Origin of the sequence: Snodgrassella sp. W6238H11 (genome assembly GCF_016100525.1) — a bacterium.
Taxonomy (GTDB): domain Bacteria; phylum Pseudomonadota; class Gammaproteobacteria; order Burkholderiales; family Neisseriaceae; genus Snodgrassella; species Snodgrassella alvi.
The window spans coordinates 62,036-83,469 of the sequence record NZ_JACFSH010000006.1 but is presented as its reverse complement, the minus strand read 5'-3'; the positions used below and the strand labels follow the sequence as shown (position 1 = coordinate 83,469).

Genomic DNA, 21,434 nt, shown 5'->3' with positions numbered 1-21,434 from the left:
TGTCGTTATCGGCAATTTCGACGATGCGGCTATGGGAATCGCGGTAGATAAGTAACTGGTTGTCGTTACGGTCCTGCAGCATGCTCAGCAGCAGACGTTTTGGGTTGTTGGGATCAGGTTCGAACAGACGGTAGAAGCCGTTGTCATCTTCAATTACCCAGCGGTCCTGTTCGCCGCGGCGGACGGATAAATTCTCGTTAAGACCGCGTATGCCTTTACTTGGCTGGATGGGTTCGATTTCGATACGCCGCCCTTCTTCGTTGATATAGACGGCGGCACAGGAACCGTCGGGCTGTGGGTCGATTTCCATTTCGATTTCATAGTCAACACTCCAGCCGGCACCGAACATGTTGTGGGTGCGGGTGTCGACGCTGCTATAGAAACGCTGCCATTCGAAGGGCAGGTGAGCCGGCAGGGAGAAGTCGAGCTCTTCGGGGCCGAACAGGAGTTTGGCACCAGTTGGCAGATGAACCGGTTTACCTTCGATAGCTCCCAACGCTTTTGAGACGCCAAAGCCAATAATAGCTGCTTGAAAAGCACACTTTGAAAATCGACCTAGTTTTGCCAAAAATTTTCCTGGGGCTAACACTAGTGTCGCAATAGTGGCTATCTGCGCAATCGGGTATTTGCCGCTTTTGATTTCGCGGACAACAACAGATTTACCACCGATACGTACATTGTTAGAGACTTTCTTACTACCTTCGCAGTTATCAGTAACTTTGGCTTCGCAGGTACTGCGGTCATTGCTGCGTACCGCCGGCTGGCTGTTGATATAGACTTTTTGGGAGCCTTCAGCCATATATTCAGCAGCGCCGGTGATGGTTCCTATTGTGGCACTGACAACGCTGAATCCGAGCCCCATAGCAGCCAGTCCCGGCGAACCCATAGCAACCAGTCCTACCGAATCTGGAATACCCATATCGGAGAAAGAAGACGGGTGTTTTTTACAAGTAATTCTGTCTTCCTCTCGAGGAACTGCTTGCGGATCAGGCGAAGCAACGGTCGGCCTGAAAAAGTCACTTACAGCCTGCCCTAAACCCGATAGTATGTTGCCGGCTATATCGATAAAACCTTCAGGCTGTTGCGGTGCCTGTACTGTTTTTGTTTTATCTATTATGCCGGCAGCACGGGCTGAGAGTTTGCTATTGGTATGAGTATTGTGAGAACCGGTTACAATCTCACCATCTTCAGATGGCGGAAATAAACTGCCGACCCAGTCTGCAAGTTCCGAAATAGGATTTCCTAACTTATATGCAGCGGCAGCAGAAAGGGCCGTCCCTATAAGGCATACGGTTGTACCGGCACCTGCTGTTACCGCAGCTGCACCTGCTGCCGCTGCAGCTGCGATAGTGGCACCTCCTGCTAAAGCTATTGCACCTGCCGTGACGGCAATACATGCAGCCCCTATAGCTGCATAACAGAGTATTTCAACAGCGGCACTTGCAATATCAGCCAGTAATGAAGTATGTAAAAGAATATCTCCCTCACGGGCTGCCCAGTATGCTTCCCCCATTTAATAATTTCCTTATCAGTCAGGCTCGGATTTCAGAATTTATTATTTGCTAATGTAAAACTTTGCTTTATTAAATTCAGTTTTTTCAGATAATTTATTTAAATCATCAGGTGTTAAATTCAAAGTTTTGTTTTATTATTTGCCATTGTGCGGCCTCTTCTTCACCGAGGCTGGTATTTTTTACATAACTCATGGCAAACATGGTACGAGTGCCCGGAATAAGGCATACCAGCTGATACTGATAAACTCTTTCATTCCCTTTGATAAACTGGTTGCGTAATTCAAAGGCTTCAATATCCTGATTTTTTCCGAAAACAGTTTTGGTTTTCTGCTGGAATTTTAATCCTTTTACTGAGCTTTCCAGACGCTTTAACTGATCATCAAGACTGGACTCAAGGGTTTCATCCTCACCCAGTTCGCTTCTGCTCATAACCAGTGATGTACCAAGATCTTTAAATTTAAGAATATTTAAAGTTATATCTTTTAAATCATTACTAGGAATTTCTATTTTGGTGTCGTTTGTTTTATATAGCATATAACTGTCCTTTTAATTATTTAGACGGAAAGGATTTGGCAACTGCATTATCAATTGCTTCTTTACTACCAGGCCCCTCTGCCGCAGCTGCACCATCTTCCATATTTAAATCCAGCACTCCTCCCTTAGTATTGATTTGTCCGTTGTCGCTGGCAGTAATATTGAAAGTAACACAGGTAACATTAAATTGTCCGTTTGCATGAAGTTCGAGTATAGTTTGCCCACAGCATAATCGTATTAACTCACCGGCTTCTATTACATAATTATTACCGACACTTGTAGATTTATTTCCGCCGACAAGTACAGCATCATTAGCTTTCACGGCTCTTGTACAGTTATTACCAATTTTAGTATCACGATCATTGGCTACTTTAATCGTTTCATTATGATCGATTGTTTTAGAACGATCATTTCCTATCCAATGACTTTCATCATTATTCACTTCTATGCGCTGATCTTTTTCAGCGTGCAGCCAGAGTTCTTCCTGACCGGGTTTATCCTCAAAGCGCAATGCATTTGCATTTGCCGGTCCGCCACCGATAGAGTGACTGAACATACCGCTTTGTGTTTTACTACCCGGTAATCCCCATGGCGGCATGGTGTCGGCGTTATATACCCGGCCAGTGATAATGGGTAAATCGGGATCTCCGTTTTTAAAATCTACAATTACTTCCTGTCCGATACGCGGAATCTGAATACCACCAAAACCTTTCCCTGCCCATGGCTGGCTGACGCGGATCCAGCAGGAACTGTTTTCATCCCACTTACCATAACGATCCCAGAGAAATTGTACTTTTACCCGGCCATATTTATCTGTCCAGATTTCTTCGCCTGCAGGACCGGTAATAATGGCACTTTGCGGACCATGGGTATGCGGCTTTTCAATGGTGCGCTGCGGACGAAAAACTTCGCTGGTAGGCAGCAGTTCAAAACTGGTGCTGTATTGAAAATGCTGACCCTGACTACTATGCTCTCCGATATCCTGAATCATAAAGGAGGAATCTACAATCAGATATTCACGGTTGGCTTCAACTGTCGGACAGTTTTCAAGATTAAAAGTACAGCCGGTAATCAGAGTTCGTATAGTACCGCCGCCATAGACACGGCTGCCCAGAGATTTCTGAGCCTCCATCCGTACTCTGGTAAGGAATTCACCTTCACTTTTGTCAAAGTAATCACCCGGCCATTCATAATGTTCATAATTCGGATGTCCGGTTTCGCGCGGTCTGGCAACCACACTGGTCAGTTTGGCTTTGGGTTTCTGAAAATCAAAGTCATCCAATACCCACTTACCGGTACGCAGTGATTCTCGGGCCGAAATAGTATCAATGAATTCTTTATCAAGCTTTAATCCCTGCTGATGGAAGCTTACTGTTGGAGAATCCGGACAAGGTTTGTGCGAACCTATGGCATCAACCAGTACAAGTTTATGACTTCCGGCACTATGTTCAAAGAAATAATAGATACCGAATTCCTGCATTAACCGTTGCAGGAAATCGTAATCCGTTTCTCCATACTGAACCTGAAAATTGCGTTTAGGATATGTTTCCGTGAGACGTTTTTCCATTTCAAACGGATATTCTCCTAATACTTCATCAAGAATATCGACAACACTTTTATCCTGAAATATTTTGTAATCACTGGTGCGGGTGGCCAATTCCAGCCAGGGTTCCAGACGCAGTTCATACACTACTCCCCTGCCCTGATGCCCCACAACCCTTGCTGCAGTTACCAAACCACTGATATAACGCTTGCCTCCGCCGTCGAGTTCAATTTCAACAGACAGATCTTTTCCGACCATTGGTTTTAGCGGAAGGTTCGAACTGGGTGCAAAATAACCAATATTCATTTTATCAGGCGTTTTAAGCTGAATGGTATAGCTAAACAGTTCACTGAGTGTTTCCTGCCCGGACATACTGGCAAAAGTGAGCATGCCCTTCGGTACAGCGGCGCCACTGACGGTAACAGTCCGTGTTCCCGCACCACTGATTGCACCGGAAATCGCATCTTTAATATCCTGAGCATCAGTTGGCATATTATCGAACATGTTCTTCAATGGAGCGGCTGCATCGCCGGCCGCAGCCTGAGCAGCTTTCATAAGTGCAGACGGATCTGCCACATTTCCTATTGCATCAATAGTATCTTTTGCCGTACTGACGATATCTTGTACCTGACTGAGTGCTGCATTGGCTTTATCCGCCAATTGCCCGGCAAGCTGCTCCGCACCAGCCTGAACAAGCTCTCCTGCATCTGGTATTGCACTCTGTCCGCCAACAAAACCCGGTGTCTGTAAAGATGAATTTCCCGGAAGATTTAGTTTATCCGGATCTGCTTTAAAGCTCATAATCTTTCCCCATCGTTATTGTGCCGTATGCAGTTATACTGACCGCACTGACGTATGTTTCAGTATTGGTTACTCTGCTAGCAGACAGATAATCCTGTCCGATATAATAATGCTGCACAACCACTGCACAGTTTCTGGCCTGACTAATAAAAAGTTACTTCTTATTTACTACGGTATCATTCCGTAATCAAAAACAATATTAGTTAATTTTCTGAAATAATCTTTTTGTAATCATTACAGAAAATTATGAATATTTTTAAAAATTCAGGCTTAAAATATTCTGGATAAAAAACTACTCTCTAAAATATTTCTACATTAAAAATACCAAACTTGTTGCGCTGGTTAAATAAGCACGCATAGCTACGCCCCCGAAGTTGATTAACATTTTCAGATCAAATCTGGTGCCAATTTGACCATACAAGAATAAAAGCAATCTTTATCACAAATAATAAAAAGTCAGATTCATTATTACTCTTAACCGAATAAAACATTATTATATATAATTTTTACAAAAATAAATGCATACTTTTTTAAAATATTAAGTCAATTGTCTTAATGAACTTTATTTACAACAAAAATTAATCATAAGCTATTTATATGCTACCCAGATAATGATTATCATTTATACAAATATAAAGCTCTTTTCAAGATGATTTTTAGAATGCTTGAAATGACCTATTTGCATAATCAGTAATATTACCACCAATATACCCATACTAAAATAATTCATTAGTTTTCACGGAAAAAATGAATTAGTATTCCGCTTGTAAATTTTTATTTTTGGTAGATAATTGAACTTATTTAATCCAAAAATAGTAATATTATAAGTGAGGAAAACAATGGGATTTGGTGATTTTTTATTAAAAGCAGCCAGTTTTGTAGGAAAAGCATCATTATCAATTGCTTCCGAGATAATTAACACAGGTCATTTACACATAAATAAAATATATTTAAATAAAGCTTTAGAAATAAATGATTTAGATTCCGAACAAAAAAAAATGATTCTTGAAGCTAAAAAACTGAATGATCAGGCTTTATCTTTAAAAAATGAAGAAAGATGTCTATTGAGAAGAATAAAAGAAATACAGGAAGATCCTGCTTCTAATTCTTTAGATAAATGTGAACTTAACAGATTAGAAGAGAATGCCGACAGATCCAGACAAAAATATGATGAAACATATTCACACCTTAAACCGCTTCTTGATGAAATAAGAGGCTTTGTAAAATCTTTTATGAATGAAAAAAGAGAAAGAAGATGATAGTATTTTCTTTCTCTTTTTTATAAAGAAACCTAACAGTCAATAGGGCTAACTGTGATTCTTCTTTTTTTGCATTTTGGACAATAATCAGGAGTTCCAAACCCTTCTCTACTAGTCCATTCATATTTGCAATCTAAACACTTAGCTCTATAAATCATATATCCTCCTATTTTTGGTATTTTTAGTAATGTATAGTATACATTGTATATTATACATTAACAAATTAAATATAAATCAGCAATATATAATTCTATTTTATTTACGGAGTTTTGTATTTGCAGCTATTTGTTTTAAAAGAATTTATTACTATTCTTTTGTATAATCTGTTTTTTTGGTTTTAATGTGTGTTGCTTATAAGTAGATCTATTAATAGCTCTTTATTTACTTTATTTTTAAAATAACAGATATCTAATTGAGTTAAATTTGATCTCCCGTATTCTATGTGTGTTATTTTTCGGCAATTGAATGATTGTATTATATTTTCTACATCCATGTATATTTATTCTCCAAAATAAATATATAAAATAAAAATTCGAATTAAATAATATCTATAGTATATAGTGGTAACGATTTTTTCATATTCATGAACTATTGATTTTAGAATAAGGATTCTGTCATATTGCAGAGAAAACATCTGTCTGAGTCTGGCCGATAAGCTCAAACAGCTGATACCGCCTTTTTCAATCAGCTTAAGCTGAGATTAGGCACTAATCATTTTGTATCAGATTACCTCTGTTACTGATTACACCAGACAATAATGCAAAATCTGATAACAGCTGCAGTATATAAGGTATCAGCAATTCTTTGGAAAATAATCACCAGTTATTGTGCTGGTTTGTATTTAATTTATAAATATTTGTTATTTAAATACTTTCTCTAGATTTTGATATAAAGCTAACTAGATAAGTAATACTCTCATGGAAGGGATATTAAAATGCAGACATTCTCCTGTCTGAACTATTTCTTCTATTAAAATACCAAACTCTCAACCACCGACTAAAGATTTATTTGATTTAAACAATGCTTTTTTATCTGCAGGTTCTTTTAAAAATAATTTCAAATAATCGGCATAGACATCCGAACAGTAAGATTTCTAATCCGTACTATTTTAAATTTTTCTCTCGTCATTTTAGACCAGCTGTTAAATTCACTATATATCTAAATATAATAATCAGAAAGAATACAGCATGTCATTCCATATTATATACAGACAGAAATACTCCACAATTCTAATGTATACGCATACTTTGTCTTCCAAATAAAAAATTTTTAATTTAACAGACATTTCCATTTAGTATTGCCAATATATAAATCATTTCATGCATAAACCTAAGAATATTATTGCTACTTTCAGCAATATAGAAATATTATTAAACATTACTTTTCTGGAAAATCCTCACTATTTGTTGTAACCGCGGTATCTTCATACTAATACGGCTGATAATTACTCATATGAGTCTTTACTGAAGTTATAGTGATTGCTGTGTTTTAAATAACTTTATCGTCATTACAGTTTCTCCCTGTGTCAGTAAACGGAATTTTGCTGATTTAGCTGCCAACTTCATTCTTTCCAAAGCGCTGAACCCAGACATCTGGCATCTAAAAACTCACCCTTTTCATTCTGCTGCCAGAACCACCCTTCTGTAGGTGACTGCTGCCATACAAGCTCCGGCCAGTTAGCCCATGGTAAAAAACGTACTCCCTGTAATTTGTCATTACTTATATGCTGATGACCGGTTAACTCACGACAAACGGCATGATTACCGATTTGTGCCCGTGCAAACCAGCCACCCCATTTCGGGCTATGCAATTCCCATAGTCTATCCAGCTGTCCGGCAAGATCTTTTTTGTTATTTCCGCCCGGTGTTACGTAGCCGGCAACCAGTTGTGCCAACCAGTAGAGCCAGCCCAATGGTGCATCCAGATAGCGTTGCAGCCAATGTTGGTTAACTGTCTGATAAATCACCAGCGGATAGGACCGGCCTATACTGTCTGCGGACGGACTTACTACGCCAATTAGCCAGTTCCGTCCCGAAAACGGTAAAACACCTGGCGCCAGCACAAAACTCCATGGTAAGGCATGGAATGTGATGCCGGTCTGCCCGAAATCAGGAGTCAGACGCAACCATGCCCGTTTATCCTCTTCAGAAGACGTTTGTTTAGTATGCAACCATTCCTGTTTGTTCAGCCATACACTCCAATCCTCAACTTCATGACTACGCACCTGATAACGCACATAATCACCGCGGTCTGGTAATTTACCCCATATTGCAGGTGATGAAACGCGCGGAATACCTATCATGGTGTGACTCCTCCCTGAGGACAGGTAAATCCATGCAATGGGTTGTTGACATTTTGCAAATTGAAATCAACACTGGAAGTTACTTCGAGCACAACACGACGTCCGTCAAATCTAAATTCTACTAAATGACGACTGTCACTCATGCTGCTGATGACACGGCCTTGATTAAGAAGACGAAATAATGCCCAGGGACCGTTGGTAATGATGGTTGAGCTATCCTGACGAATACGCGGATTGGCAGTGATTTCAGCCATTGATCCATTACGCGGACCAGGCCAGTTAATATGAAGCGGCCGTACCGGTCCATGCATATAGCGCTGAGACTGTCCGTCAATATCAATGATCAGATCGGTGATAGTAGGATCGAGTTCAACCACTTTAATATCCATAGACCATGACATTTTACGTGCACCCGGCTCCTGAAAAAAAGCTTCGCGGATACGTTTAGCCTGCTGGAATGGCTCCAGATTTGGTCCGGGTAGTGGTGTGGAATTACCTTCAGTTTGTTTATAACGCCATGGATTTGTGGTTATGTCTACCTGTGAAGCCAGTTGCTTGTTGAAAAAATCATCCAGCAAACCACCACTGGCAAATACACGGTTAAAGTCGTCGGCACTCACTTCCTGATTACTGGCCACAAAGGGATAACGACCATCAATTACATTACGACAGTTACCACCTATCATGGCTTCCATTTGCCGGCTAAGAACTTCTCCGGAAGCAAGATTGAGTTTACGCGCGCCTTGTGTAGTCAGATCAAGCAGAATATTTTTCAGAGGCGCCGGCATTTTAGCCGCTTCCAGTCGTATTTTTTCGGCGGCATCAATTTTCGGAGGTAATGTATTGGCTGCCAGTGCATTGTCCGCTATCATCAATTGATTGTAATACTCATTGAGCAGGCTGAGCACGGTATCCAGTTTTTGCGGACGGCTGCCGGCACTATTATTCTGAATGTCAGCCACTCCGGTGACTACCTCACGTAAAGCTGCAAAACGGCTATCAACCAGTGTCTTTTCCAGTTGTTCATTGGGCTGTACATTTTTCAATAATTTAGCTGTCTGCACTGCCTCGCGTGCATTACCTGACAATCGTTGTTCTGCCCGCTCAGCCAGAATTTTCTGATTGGATTTGATGTCTATAGGTGGTACTAAGGTTGTCTGCTCAACAACTGCTTTGGACAAACGCATCAATGGCGAATCTGGCGCTGCAAATGTACGCAGGGTTTGCAAATCAAAAGCCAGACTGGTGCTGTTGTCCGCACCAGTACTGTTCACGCTATGAATATCTTCAAGAAAAGTCTGCCAGCGTGAGGTGTATTCCGTCAAGTAAAGGCGTCGTACTTCTTTAATTAAAGGATCTTCATCTCCGTTAACCCTCCGTGCCAGCTGTTGCGCACGCTCAGCAGTTTTTTTTTGAGAAGCAGTTGTCTCTCTTCCCATAACCCATTCATCATCTGCATAGGCGGCTGCGACAAATTCAGAGATACGTTTATCAAATAATTCACGATATCCCTGAACAGTAAAAAGCCCCGGAATGCCCTGATCCAGAGGAGTGCCGCTGGCACGAATAAAAACAGTACCCGCATCAGCACCAACAGCCCGGACAATAGTAAAATCCTCCGGAGCCTCATCAGTCATGGTAACTTTGGCCCGATCATAGATACGTTCAGTGCTGGAACTACCCTCCAGCAGTTCCCGCGCGCTGCGAATCAACGCGTCGTTTTTGGCAAATGGAGAATGTACTACACGGCTGCCATCAAATAATGCACCCAGATGTTCGTAAATACTGGCACTACCGCCAAACACAGTAGCAGTGTCGTTTTGTTCCCATTTCTTCAGTACCCATGCCTGAATTTCATTAGCATTAAATTTATCCTGATGTTCAGTATCCAAATTCAGTAACAGATAGACACGCAAGGCATCATAGGTTTCTTTAGCATCTTTCTGTACAATTGCATTAGATAATGTACTTTCCACACCACGGACAATAGGTGGCAGTAATAATTGATCAAGCAGTTGATCATAAGTGGCTGCAGCACTCTTAATAACCGGAGGCACGCTATACAAACCATAACGGTAACTGGTTGGCGGTTTATCCGGATCAAGCCCAGGATAAGCAGCCAGTTCCCGGGCTGAATTCAATATATCCGGTACGGCTTCAGCAGTTGGTTTTCGCGCATAGGCACGAACTTTTTCCGCCAGTATTGTCGTTTTAGAACTGATTGCAGACAGGTAGCTAGTATTTTTACCATAACTGGTATACATACCCTGAACCAGCCAAAGAAAAATAATCAGTACTAGTGTATGCCCGGCAAAACGCATTACTCGGTAACGCATTTCCCATTGCAGATTCGGCTGCACCAGATTAGGTTCCTGAAATACCAGTTTAGTCAGTAAATCATGCAGAAAATAGCTCCGACTGCCGGTAGGTGTTACTGTATTAGCGTAAAGGCTATTTTTTTCTGTGAGTGCCGGATCACGTTTTATAGCACGCCATAAACGTTGTAATGGTGATTGACGATCGGCATTAGCATTGGCTGGTGCCTGTGCGGCACTTGTAAAGTAAACACCACGGAGCGTATTGTGTAGCTGGGTAGAATCAAATTTAGAATCAAGAAATACGCGCTCAATAATATCCAGTAATGGTTCAGACAGTGCTGCAAATTCCTGAGGCAGCGCATAAAGATTACAGCGCCGCTGCACATCATATTCTTCCTGCAAACGGTTATCTATGCCCTGATCCAGACGTTTTGCCAGTAGTTTCAGCTCATTTTCACAGCTCGGACGTAACTGATCACGACTGTTTTTCTGCTGTTTCTGATCGTACGGAAGCGTAAAGCCCCATATCTGAGCACGGCCTTCTGTCGTCAGTGAATTGAAGTAATCGGTGAACCCTGGCAGCAAATCCATTTTGGTAACCATAAGATATACCGGAAAACGAATGCCAAGCTCTGTGCGCAGCTCCGCCAACCGTGCTCTTAATGCCGCTGCCGCTGTAATACGTTCGGCCTCGGTTTTACCCGCCAGATCAGCTGCATTGATGGTTAGTAACACACCATTAATAGGTGCACGCGGCCGATATTTACGTAATAAACCAAGAAAGCCGCGCCACTCTCCGGCATTACGGGACGCATTTTCTGCTGAATCTCCGTCATCCTGGCGAACGTACCGGCCAGCAGTATCAATTAATACTGCTTCATTGGTAAACCACCAGTCGCAATGCAGGGTTCCTCCTTTGCCGGGAATAGCGATTGCTTCCGCCGACTGCCCCATTTGTTCTGCTAAAGGAAATTGCAGACCTGCGTTAAGCAATGCAGTGGTCTTACCGTCACCCGGTGCGCCAATAATCATATACCATGGCAATTCATACAGATAACGTTTACCTTCGAAAAGACGGCGAAAACCGATTCCCGGTTTACCAATTCTCATCTGTTTTAACTGCTCAATGGCACGGGTAACAATACTGGTAACAGCCCGCTGATCCTCGCGCGATTCTGCAACAGCAGATTTTTCTTTACGCGGACGAAGAATTTTTTGCAGTAATTGTTCGTCTACCCGCAATGCCTGCCAGAGACGGTATAAACCATAAAGGGCATAACAGAACAAGACAAGACCGATCAGCACAGCACGAACCCAGGCCGGAGCAAAAGGATGAGTCTTACCATATGCCAGCTGTGGTGCGGCTTGCCAGATTAATACACATATTGCTGCAACCCAGATAATTGAAAGTGACCAGTTCTTAAACCAGAGAAACAATAATCCAAACAGAAGCAGAATTGTGATCACGCGCATAGGTATGGATGCAAACGGATGAAATTCTCCAAATGCTAACAATGGCCCGACAAACCATATGACCAGTGCCAAAATGATAATACCGAGAATCGCCAGCATGCGACGTGAAAAAAGAAAATCTAGAATTTTTTGCATGTTATTTGCTTTTGCTATCTATTTTGCTGGATATTTAATAAAGTTTCCCGAGGATATAACCCCTCTGTAGGGAATTTTTCTATAACTGCTATCGCACTGCTATTTCCTGCATTTTCAGTAAATACGATTAGCAACCGATGACCTATTTGAACTATGGAAAACGGTATTAGTATTTTGCTATGCTGGAAATAACGTTTTTTTCCCAGCTGTCGTAAAGCTTGCACTGCCGTTGCTTCATCCGGATAGATGAGTTCTAGAAGAGCCAGCTGAATTGGCGTGACGGTACTGTCTACAGACCTAGTATGTAGGTTAATACCATCCACTTTGGTTAGCAATTTCTCCATCCGTAGATCTAGATTACGACTGACAATAGTATGTACCTGTTCAGCAGGAATGCGCTGCACAGATACCTGTACAGAAAGTTGCTGCTTAATGAATTCAATAAAAGCACGTTCATCAGCATTCATATCTGATGCCAAACAAATAAAACTACTTAAGCCCAGCGAAATGCATAAAAAATGTTTCAATATATTATTCAACATTTTCATCATCACACCTTTTCATGGGATAAGCCAAAGTCTTCTGCTCTCCAATCGGACTTGCACCAACAAAAATTTTGACACGCCTCATAGTTGATACCTTTGCCATACACAGCGATATCAGAATTCATCACTATTTCATTCCGTTACAACAATATCTACACGGCGATTTTTTGCTCTGCCTTGCGCTGTATTGTTGTCATCTACCGGCGCGGTGTCACCTAAACCAATAATTTTCAACCGCGATGCAGCCACACCTTTCTGTGTTAACAAGGAAGCGACTTCAGCAGCCCTTTTTTCAGATAAAACCTGGTTAGAGGGAAATTCAGCAGTATGAATAGGCTGGTTATCGGTATGTCCTGTTACCATAACTGTACCGGATACTTTGTTTATTTCACTGGCAACCTTATCCAGTACAGGTATTATCTTTGGATTAACCGTTTTTTTACCCGGCACAAACATAAAATCTCCAAGGAAAGTCACCTGGCTTTGCTGGGCATTTTCATTAACACTAACGACCCCGCGCTCAATTTCATCTTTCAATAATGATTTGAGACGCAACACACCGGTAGTGGTAACAGCCGGCGGAGGTACAGCTTTGCCTATAGCCGCAATCCGTTGCTGCAATTTTGTATCAGTACCAACAATCTGAAATTTGAACCAAACAAAAATAACCAGTAAAAAACAGGTAAAAAATGCTGCACTTGCCCAAACTGGTATCCAGTGCAGCCGGCGGAGTCTGCCTGCAGCGTCAACCAGCCAGTGCGGCGACAAATCCCGGGCAACCGGATCTCGTCCGCTGCTGATAATGGATAGCAATTGCTGACGGATCAGGTCAAGTTGTTTCCGGCCATCCGGCCGTACACTGTACCGGCCTTCAAAGCCTAAGCTCAGGATTCGGTAAATTACTTCAAGTACATCACCATATTCCTGAGGATTAGGTGAAAGGCGACCGATAAGTAAAAATATTTTCTCGCCGCCGTAGCTTTCATTATGAAAAACAATCAGCAGACTTTTCCGTGCCCATGCACCGCCACCACCCCAGGAGGTTTTGTTTGCAGCCTCATCCAGTGCTGTACACAAACAATAACGTACTGCCAGTACATGTTCACGGCGCAAATTTGCCTGATCACACAATGTTTGATAAATATGAACTTCGCGTATAAGCAATTCGCGTAAGCTCTCAATACCATTATCGTAAGAATCAAGTTGTGTTGGCATGTTTGCTAGTGTCAGCAATAATGGCTGTGCGGCTTCAAGCAATGGATTATCAGCAGCTTCAATATCTGCCAGTCGTTGTTTGCTGTCCGGACCGGCATCAATATTAGCCATGATTTTTTTTGTATGCTGATCACTAAACCACGGTGCTTCGCTATGCTGATCAAACTCATATCCATTTTGCTTCGATAATGATTCTGAAGCAGAGGATGCAATTGTTTGTTGCCCCGTGGTACCTGAATCACCGAGAATACTATCGAATTCATTCATTGATCACGTACTCCCCAAAGTTCAATCAGCAAGCCTGGAAAGTCACCGGCAATATGCATGGCCAATCCGCCATAATGTGCGATGTGTTCCCATAACGGACCTTCACGCAATAATTCAAAATAGACATATCCTGCATTAAACGGAATCTGACGGGGTGGTACTGGCAATGCCTGTAATACCATGCCCGGTAAGTGAGAACGAATTAATTCCGGTAAACGATCGGAAGGTCCGATTTTAGTTTGAGCAGAAAACTGATGAACAAGTATATCCGGCGGTATCTGTGCTTTAACAGCCAGCACCATTGAACCAAAGCCTCGCAGTTCGGTTGGTTCTACTACAGCATTCTTGACGCCATAAGCTGCATCTTCCAAACGAATATGCTGTGCACTGCGAATCAGAACGGCATTGAGTAAATGCTGTACATCATCTACAACAGGTTTCAGACAATAATAAGGTGCTTCATGCAGATAAGGCGGATGCTCTACCGGACGCCGAGTATGGGGCCGGACAAATGTGGACAATTCACCAGCCATACTAAGTAACTGTCGATAAATAAACTCTGGCGATGTTGCCCCTACTTTCAGTATATGAAAAAGCAATGGTTCATATCGGTTCAGAATTTGTAATAGTAAATAATCTGATACTTCTGCTGCTTCCGCACCTTTACCATGACCGCCAGTGAGCCTTTCTGCCAGAGAATCAGCACGTAAATGTGTTAGATCATGAATCTGTGATAACCAGGTCTGTAATAAAGTATTGGCTGTATACTGAGTCACCGGCGGAATGACTGTACTGTCAATCTCTACACCACCGTCTGAACGCAATGTGCTTATCCGTGCTATCGGCAGACCAATCCATGCATCAGTCAGTGCTTTTTTAGGCATTAACCGTAAGCGCAAATTACTTAATTGTACAGTTTTTGCGCCCAGTCCGATTGAATTGGCATCCCGGACATCGCTTTCAAATACTGCATAACGAGCCAATGATTCAGGATTATCTTCAAAACTGGTTTCTTCTCCGTTTGGCGTACGAATAGGCAAAGCCAGATAAATAATCTGATCAAGATGTTCCGGCTGAATTGTCAGTGGCGGCGGCAATGGTGTATTTCCAGGTGCTTCAAAGGGAGTGCCGTCCGCAAATACACCGGCAACATCTTTAAGTACCAGTTTTCCCAGATTTAATGCTTCGTGATCGATGTCATAACGGGAGAATCCCCAGAAGAACGGCGACAACGGCGCACTACGACGATGTGCAAAATGTTCCAGATAACGTTCCTGTTGCTGGAAAATCTGCGGCAGCAGAAATTGTCCTTCGCTCCAGACCACTCGGTTGTACCAACTCATTTAGAGAAATTCCTCTGCTTTAATCCAGTTCAGTGACCACAATGGCCCTCTGCCCAATGTTAATATCCAGCTTTACTTTTTTCAGCGGCCACCACTCCCTATACCACCTGGCATACGGAGCTTCAGCAAGGCGGTAAGTTTCACGCCATTGTGATTGAGCCAGTCCGCGATAACCGGCCAGTACGCCGATCACTGTAGTTTCCGGATTTGTTCTGCGGCGAATGGTTTTAACTTCCCCCGGACGCAGAATAAATTCATCACTCACCAGCAGATCACCACCAAGTATTGATTTATCATTATCCTGTAATGAGTAAAAATCTGCTGAAGTAAAAGCGTTATCATTCTTTAATTCGTAAATTCGCACCTGTATAGGTGCAGCGCGACCTTTTTCATCAGGATTGACGTTTTCCGCAGCTTCAATGCGCAAATCAATACTGGTTTGCTCCTTAATCGATGGTCTTGTGCTGGTACAGCCGATAAGACCTGTCAGCAAGGTCATCGACAAAAAAATAAGCACAATGCTCCGATGAAGAAAAGTATTTACATATGTAACCATACGTCGTCCTGTGCAGCACACCAAATACCGGCACCAACCAATTCAAACTGGCTGGTACCGGTATACTCAGGTTTAAGCTGCGTCTTTGTTTGCTTTGAAGTCGTAACCTGCAGTAACAGTACCACCGCTGCCACCCTGCTGATTTTGAACAACATATTCCTGCACGATGGAAGTGAATGACAAACTAACGAATTCACGCGGAGCCATTTCACCGTCACGACTACCACTAGGCATTACTCGAGATACAATTAAATCCTTGAAAGTGTATTTCAAATATTCCAGAGGAGTACCGCCCGGTTTACGCATTGTCAAAACAGCATTGGCAATGTGTTTACCTGTAGTACAGTACTTGAACAGGTTCGGACTTGCACGGTCGATGTAGTGTTCAAATTCAAGATCATTTACTGTAACCTTGCCAGAACCCAGACCGCTACCAGTATGCATTGAAGACTCTTGGTGAACTGTCCATGTCCAGTTCAGCACTTCGATTTCATTTTTATGTTTGTCATCTAATGCTTCACCTTCAATACCATCAATTTTTAAAAATATATCATGAGCCATTATTAGCTTCCTTTTTAAAGTTAAAATTACCTACTACATATTCGGGCAATACAATATTGCAATCCGAAATTCATTCTATGATGTTACTGTTTATGCATTTTCTTTTTTCACAGACGGCAGCTTGGTAACCAGACGCAAAGATCCGGTCAGTCCTTCAAGCTGGAAATGCGGACGCAGGAAGAATTTGGCATCGTAGTATCCCGGATTGCCTTCGACTTCTTCCACTACTACTTCTGCAGCAGCCAGCGGACGGCGCGCTTTAGTTTCCTGTGATGAATTCACCGGATCTGCGTCGACATAATTCATAATCCATTCATTCAACCAGCGCTGCATATCTTCACGCTCTTTAAATGAACCAATTTTGTCGCGTACGATACATTTCAGAAAATGCGCAAAACGTGAGCAGGCAAATAGATAAGGTAAACGTGCAGACAAATTAGCATTGGCTGTAGCGTCCGGATCATAATATTCCTGAGGTTTTTGCAGAGATTGCGCACCTATAAATGCTGCGTAGTCTGTATTCTTGCGATGAATCAGCGGAATAAAACCATTCTTTGATAACTCTGCTTCACGACGGTCAGAAATGGCGATTTCGGTCGGGCACTTCATATCCACACCACCGTCATCAGTCGGGAAAGTATGACATGGCAGATTTTCAACGGTACCACCTGACTCAACGCCGCGAATCATGGTACACCAGCCAAAGTGTTTAAATGAACGGTTAATGTTAACACCCATGGCGTAAGCGGCATTACTCCATACATATTTGCGATGATCTGATCCGTCTGTATCTTCTTCAAAATCAAATTCATCAACCGGATTGGTTTTAATGCCATATGGTAAACGCGCAAGGAAACGCGGCATAGCCAGACCAAGATAACGTGAATCTTCGCTGGCACGCAGAGAGTTCCATGGAGCGTATTCCAGATTCTGGGTAACAATTTTGGTTAAATCGCGCGGATTAGCCAATTCCTGCCAGGAATCCATTTGCAGTACAGCCGGTGACGCACCGGCAATAAACGGCATATGTGAGGCAGCTGCTACTTTGGCAACTGAACCAAGCAGATCCACATCCGGTGGTGTGTGATCAAAATAATAATCAGCAATCATACAGCCATAAGGCTCACCTCCAAGCTGACCATATTCTTCTTCATAAATCTGTTTGAATAAAGGACTCTGATCCCATGCAATGCCTTTAAACCGTTTCATGCTGCGGCGCAAATCATCTTTAGACAGATTCATGAAACGAATTTTCAAATGTTCATCCACCTCAGTATTGGATACCAGATGAAACAGACCGCGCCATGATGACTCCAGTTTCTGGAAAGATTCATGATGCAGAATCAGATTGATCTGCTCGGAAAGCTTATGATCAATTTCAGCAATAATAGCTTCAATACTTTTATAAGCATCATCACTGATGGTTACTGAATGAGACAGTGCCTGTTCTGCTAAAGTTTTAACTGCCTGTTCAACAGCCTTGGCAGCCTGATCAGTTTTAGGTTTAAATTCTTTGGTTAGTAAATTGCTGAATTCGGATTGCGCAACCGGGCGTTCTGCCACTGCGACATCGGATTGCTGTTTTGACTGTGTAGCCATAAATACTCCTCAATACTTACAAATAGACTCTGAGCGCGGGTTATTACTTGCTATCCCCAGGTGCAGATGCCCCGGTTTTTTCTTCAGTTGCTGACTGTGGTTTTGGTGCTTTGGCCAGTGCCTGCAACAAACCAGGATCCTGTAACAGCCGGTTAACTAAATTCTCAGCACCGGATTTGCCATCCATATAGGTTTGCAGGTTAGCCAGCTGGGTACGTGCATCCAGCAATTGTTTCAGAGCATCAACTTTTTGTGCCACGCGTGCCGGTGAGAAATCTTCCATACTCTCAAAAGTGATATCAACCATAAGGTGTCCGTCACCTGATAAGGTATTTGGTACGGCAAATGCCACACGTGGCTGAATGGCTTTCATCCGTTCATCGAAATTATCGATATCAATGGTCAGAAATTTGCGCTCTGCAACCGGTGGCAATTCTTCTGCCGGTTTACCGGACAAGTCTGCCAGCACAGCCATGACAAATGGCAGCTCGATTTTTTTCTCGGAACCGTAAATTTCAACGTCATACTCAATTTGCACCCTTGGCGCACGATTGCGCTGAATAAATTTCTGGGCGCTGCTGTTAACTACCGCCATATTTGCTTCCTTTACTATTGTCAAATAATCCCGGCCTTAACCGGCCATTTAGTTTGCTACTTTGTAGATATTTCACCAGCTAACCGTGCCTGAAAAACAATAGGATCTTCGCTACGGTTCGGATCAATGCTGATATCAATGCATTCCAGAACATTCTTTTCGGACAATGCCTGCAACCAATAACGTGATAATGCCGGCAGAATATGCTGTTCAATATAGCCAATTAGTAACCTTGCGCCCGTTTCATGCATCGGACAGTGTTGAATGATATGGCTGACCAGTGCTTCGTCATAATGTAATGCAATACTGTGCTGTTCCTGCATTCGTTGTACAATACGATCCAGATGCATTCTGGCAATACTGCCCAGTGCTTCATCAGCCAGAGGCAGATAAGGTATAACTGTCAGACGACCTATAAATGCTGCAGGGAAATGCTTGCGCAATTCAGGCATCAGTGCTTCTTTCAAAGTACGCCAGTCAGGAGCAAGAGCAGGGTCATCGTAAAGCTGAGAAACCAGATCTGAACCAACGTTACTGGTTAGCAAAATAACGGTATTTTTAAAGTCAATATTTAACCCTTCGCCATCTTCCATCATGCCTTTATCAAATACCTGATAAAAAATTTCATGAACATCGTGATGTGCTTTTTCTATTTCATCCAGCAATACCACGCTATAAGGCCGACGACGTACCGCTTCTGTCAGAACACCACCTTCGCCATAACCAACATAACCCGGAGGCGCACCCTTCAGTGTTGATACGGTATGCGCTTCCTGAAATTCACTCATATTGATTGTGATGAGATTCTGTTCACCACCATACATGGCCTCTGCCAGTGCAAGAGCAGTTTCTGTCTTACCTACACCAGAAGGACCGACCAGCAAAAATACACCAACCGGTTTATTGGGATCAGTTAAACCGCAACGTGATGTCTGTATGCGCTCTCCGATCTGCAACAGTGCCTGGTTTTGCCCGATTACCCGTTGTCCCAGATGTTCGGACAGATTCAGTACTGCCCCTACCTCATCTTTGACCATGCGTCCGACCGGAATGCCGGTCCAGTCGGAAACAATAGCTGCAACCACTGTTTCACTTACTTCCGGAAAAACCAAAGGCATATCGCCCTGATGCTGGCGCAAAACTGATTCAAGCTCTGATAATTCAGACAATGCATCCGCTTCGTCACTATTCTGACAGCGTTCACGTGCTGCAAGAATTTTTTCAACTGCTTCCAACTCTTCTTTCCAGTGTGCTTCTTCTGTTTTTAAATCTTCAGATAAGGCTGAAATTCTGGCTTCGATCTCGTTCAGATCACCTGCATAAACACCTATACGCTGCTGTTTGGATAATAATTTATGTTCTGTCTGAGCTGCTTTTAACTGCTGTCTCAGATACTGCACCCTGCTGGGAGGTGTATGCAAAGACAGTGCAACCCGGGCACAGGCTGTATCCAGAAGACTTATTGCCTTATCCGGTAGCTGCCGTGAAGGAATATAGCGGTGAGACAGCTTAACAGCAGCACGAACAGCATCCTCAAGCACAATAACACCATGGTGTGCTTCAAATGTTGAAACCAGACCTCGCACCATATCAATGGCTGCAACTTCTTCCGGTTCTGCAACCTGTAAAACCTGAAAACGCCGGGTTAATGCCGGATCTTTTTCAATATGTCGTTTATATTCACTCCAGGTAGTGGCTCCAATCGTGCGTAACGTACCTCTGGCCAGCGCAGGTTTAAGCAGATTGGCAGCATCTCCGGTTCCTGAAGCACCTCCGGCTCCGACTAAAGTATGCACTTCATCGACAAACAAAATCACCGGCTGAGCAGAATTGGTCGCTTCTTCCAGCACGGATTTCAACCGCGACTCAAACTCCCCTTTCATACTGGCACCAGCCAGCAGGGCACCGACATCCAGAGCCAGCAGGCGTACTTCAGCCAGACTTGGCGGAACCTCTTTTTGCGCGATAGCCAGAGCAAATCCTTCTACCACTGCAGTTTTACCAACACCGGCTTCTCCGGTCAGTAGCGGATTATTCTGCCGGCGACGCAACAGAATATCGATCATCGTGCGTATTTCGTGTTCACGACCAATCACCGGATCTATTTTTCCCTGTTTTGCCTGCTCCGTCAGATCCGCACAGTAACGAGTTAAAGCAGATTGGCCATCCTGACCTGTACTGGTTAATGACTGACTGGCCTCTCCGGGAGAGGCCGGAGTAAAACCAGAATTGTCATAGGCTTGATCCGCAGACTCCGGAGATCCGGCAACAACATCGGGTAAAATATCTGCCAGTCCTTCCTGAGGAATTTTGGCAAATGCAGTAGAAATGCCAACCAGTACACGCCTGAGCTCAGGAGTCATCACTAGAGCAGCAAGTAACCAGGCGCTGCGGATTTTGTTATCATTAAATGTTAATGTGGCATAAACCCAGGCACGTTCAATTGACTGATCAATATAGTGGGAAAAGTCACTTATAGAGCTTGCTCCCGATGGCAACAGCAGCAAACTGCGGGAAATATCTTGTTCAATTTGTGCCAGATCAATATCAAAATGACGCAACACTCGCATCATATCGCCATCATTTAATTGCATAAGCTGGTGTATCCAATGCACCAGTTCAACATAGGGATTTCCGCGCAGCTTACAAAAAGTCGTAGCTGATTCAATGGAGCGAAAAAGTGTTGTGTTCAGTTTACCAAACAATGCCTGGCGCGAAATATCCATACTGGTTTACCTACTCCCCGATTCAAATTGTTTATGCATGTAAAATCTCTAATAAAAGTTAATCTTCACTGCATTATAAATATAATTTAACAAATATTAAATTAATTTAATTTTAATATGTTTATATATAGGATACAAGAATAAATCT

Annotated in this window: 14 protein-coding genes; 1 reads left to right on the top strand and 13 read right to left on the bottom strand. The window is 42.9% G+C overall.

The annotated features are described in order from the left end of the window. The 3 genes from H3V00_RS10055 to H3V00_RS10045 form a co-directional block, all read right to left on the bottom strand. Positions 1 to 1,513, bottom strand: a 1,513-nt coding sequence (locus tag H3V00_RS10055) for a DUF6531 domain-containing protein (RefSeq protein WP_198231803.1), incomplete at its 3' end; no start/stop codon positions are given. Between the two features lie 106 nt (positions 1,514 to 1,619). Further along, on the bottom strand, positions 1,620 to 2,048 hold the full coding sequence (locus H3V00_RS10050) for a DUF1795 domain-containing protein (protein WP_084562845.1): 429 nt from the start codon (positions 2,046 to 2,048) through the stop codon (positions 1,620 to 1,622). 16 nt (positions 2,049 to 2,064) lie between these two features. Beyond that, a complete protein-coding gene (locus tag H3V00_RS10045) occupies positions 2,065 to 4,392 on the bottom strand; it encodes a type VI secretion system Vgr family protein (RefSeq protein ID WP_198207892.1) in 2,328 nt (775 codons plus the stop codon). A gap of 839 nt (positions 4,393 to 5,231) precedes the next feature. On the opposite strand from H3V00_RS10045, the gene H3V00_RS10040 reads away from it, so the two are divergent. Beyond that, positions 5,232 to 5,651: a hypothetical protein gene (locus H3V00_RS10040; protein ID WP_198207890.1), complete on the top strand. Its 420-nt coding sequence runs from the start codon at positions 5,232 to 5,234 to the stop codon at positions 5,649 to 5,651. Between the two features lie 1,561 nt (positions 5,652 to 7,212). On the opposite strand, the gene tagF is transcribed toward H3V00_RS10040, so the two are convergent. The 10 genes from tagF to tssH all read right to left on the bottom strand — a co-directional run bounded on the left by tagF (position 7,213) and on the right by tssH (position 21,286). After that, positions 7,213 to 7,953, bottom strand: a complete 741-nt coding sequence (tagF, locus tag H3V00_RS10035) for a type VI secretion system-associated protein TagF (RefSeq protein WP_198207888.1) — start codon at positions 7,951 to 7,953, stop codon at positions 7,213 to 7,215. Next, positions 7,950 to 11,879 (bottom strand): type VI secretion system membrane subunit TssM, encoded by a 3,930-nt coding sequence (tssM, locus tag H3V00_RS10030; RefSeq protein WP_198207886.1) that lies wholly within the window; start codon positions 11,877 to 11,879, stop codon positions 7,950 to 7,952. Before tssM ends, tagF begins: the two co-directional genes overlap by 4 nt. A 14-nt stretch (positions 11,880 to 11,893) precedes the next feature. Next, positions 11,894 to 12,346, bottom strand: a complete 453-nt coding sequence (locus H3V00_RS10025) for a hypothetical protein (RefSeq protein ID WP_146207603.1) — start codon at positions 12,344 to 12,346, stop codon at positions 11,894 to 11,896. Between the two features lie 210 nt (positions 12,347 to 12,556). Next, entirely contained in the window at positions 12,557 to 13,906 is a 1,350-nt protein-coding gene (tssL, locus tag H3V00_RS10020) for a type VI secretion system protein TssL, long form (protein ID WP_198207884.1), read from the bottom strand. Continuing rightward, positions 13,903 to 15,249: a type VI secretion system baseplate subunit TssK gene (gene tssK, locus H3V00_RS10015; RefSeq protein ID WP_025329761.1), complete on the bottom strand. Its 1,347-nt coding sequence runs from the start codon at positions 15,247 to 15,249 to the stop codon at positions 13,903 to 13,905. Before tssK ends, tssL begins: the two co-directional genes overlap by 4 nt. Before the next feature lie 19 nt (positions 15,250 to 15,268). Next, a complete protein-coding gene (tssJ, locus tag H3V00_RS10010) occupies positions 15,269 to 15,805 on the bottom strand; it encodes a type VI secretion system lipoprotein TssJ (protein WP_084547337.1) in 537 nt (178 codons plus the stop codon). Between the two features lie 72 nt (positions 15,806 to 15,877). Continuing rightward, complete coding sequence (locus tag H3V00_RS10005) at positions 15,878 to 16,366, bottom strand: Hcp family type VI secretion system effector (RefSeq protein ID WP_025329759.1); 489 nt, start codon at positions 16,364 to 16,366, stop codon at positions 15,878 to 15,880. Positions 16,367 to 16,456: 90 nt separating this feature from the next. After that, on the bottom strand, positions 16,457 to 17,965 hold the full coding sequence (tssC, locus tag H3V00_RS10000) for a type VI secretion system contractile sheath large subunit (RefSeq protein ID WP_025329758.1): 1,509 nt from the start codon (positions 17,963 to 17,965) through the stop codon (positions 16,457 to 16,459). 43 nt (positions 17,966 to 18,008) lie between these two features. Next, positions 18,009 to 18,560 (bottom strand): type VI secretion system contractile sheath small subunit, encoded by a 552-nt coding sequence (tssB, locus tag H3V00_RS09995; RefSeq protein WP_025329757.1) that lies wholly within the window; start codon positions 18,558 to 18,560, stop codon positions 18,009 to 18,011. 56 nt (positions 18,561 to 18,616) lie between these two features. Next, positions 18,617 to 21,286: a type VI secretion system ATPase TssH gene (tssH, locus tag H3V00_RS09990; protein WP_084586776.1), complete on the bottom strand. Its 2,670-nt coding sequence runs from the start codon at positions 21,284 to 21,286 to the stop codon at positions 18,617 to 18,619. Positions 21,287 to 21,434 lie beyond the last annotated feature (148 nt).

Bases quoted from the DNA above. Each gene is read 5' to 3' on its own strand.
- H3V00_RS10050 (WP_084562845.1), bottom strand. From the start codon at position 2,048: ATGCTATATAAAACAAACGACACCAAAATAGAAATTCCTAGTAATGAT.
- H3V00_RS10045 (WP_198207892.1), bottom strand. From the start codon at position 4,392: ATGAGCTTTAAAGCAGATCCGGATAAACTAAATCTTCCGGGAAATTCA.
- H3V00_RS10040 (WP_198207890.1), top strand. From the start codon at position 5,232: ATGGGATTTGGTGATTTTTTATTAAAAGCAGCCAGTTTTGTAGGAAAA.
- tagF (WP_198207888.1), bottom strand. From the start codon at position 7,953: ATGATAGGTATTCCGCGCGTTTCATCACCTGCAATATGGGGTAAATTA.
- tssM (WP_198207886.1), bottom strand. From the start codon at position 11,879: ATGCAAAAAATTCTAGATTTTCTTTTTTCACGTCGCATGCTGGCGATT.
- H3V00_RS10025 (WP_146207603.1), bottom strand. From the start codon at position 12,346: ATGAATGCTGATGAACGTGCTTTTATTGAATTCATTAAGCAGCAACTT.
- tssL (WP_198207884.1), bottom strand. From the start codon at position 13,906: ATGAATGAATTCGATAGTATTCTCGGTGATTCAGGTACCACGGGGCAA.
- tssK (WP_025329761.1), bottom strand. From the start codon at position 15,249: ATGAGTTGGTACAACCGAGTGGTCTGGAGCGAAGGACAATTTCTGCTG.
- tssJ (WP_084547337.1), bottom strand. From the start codon at position 15,805: ATGGTTACATATGTAAATACTTTTCTTCATCGGAGCATTGTGCTTATT.
- H3V00_RS10005 (WP_025329759.1), bottom strand. From the start codon at position 16,366: ATGGCTCATGATATATTTTTAAAAATTGATGGTATTGAAGGTGAAGCA.
- tssC (WP_025329758.1), bottom strand. From the start codon at position 17,965: ATGGCTACACAGTCAAAACAGCAATCCGATGTCGCAGTGGCAGAACGC.
- tssB (WP_025329757.1), bottom strand. From the start codon at position 18,560: ATGGCGGTAGTTAACAGCAGCGCCCAGAAATTTATTCAGCGCAATCGT.
- tssH (WP_084586776.1), bottom strand. From the start codon at position 21,286: ATGGATATTTCGCGCCAGGCATTGTTTGGTAAACTGAACACAACACTT.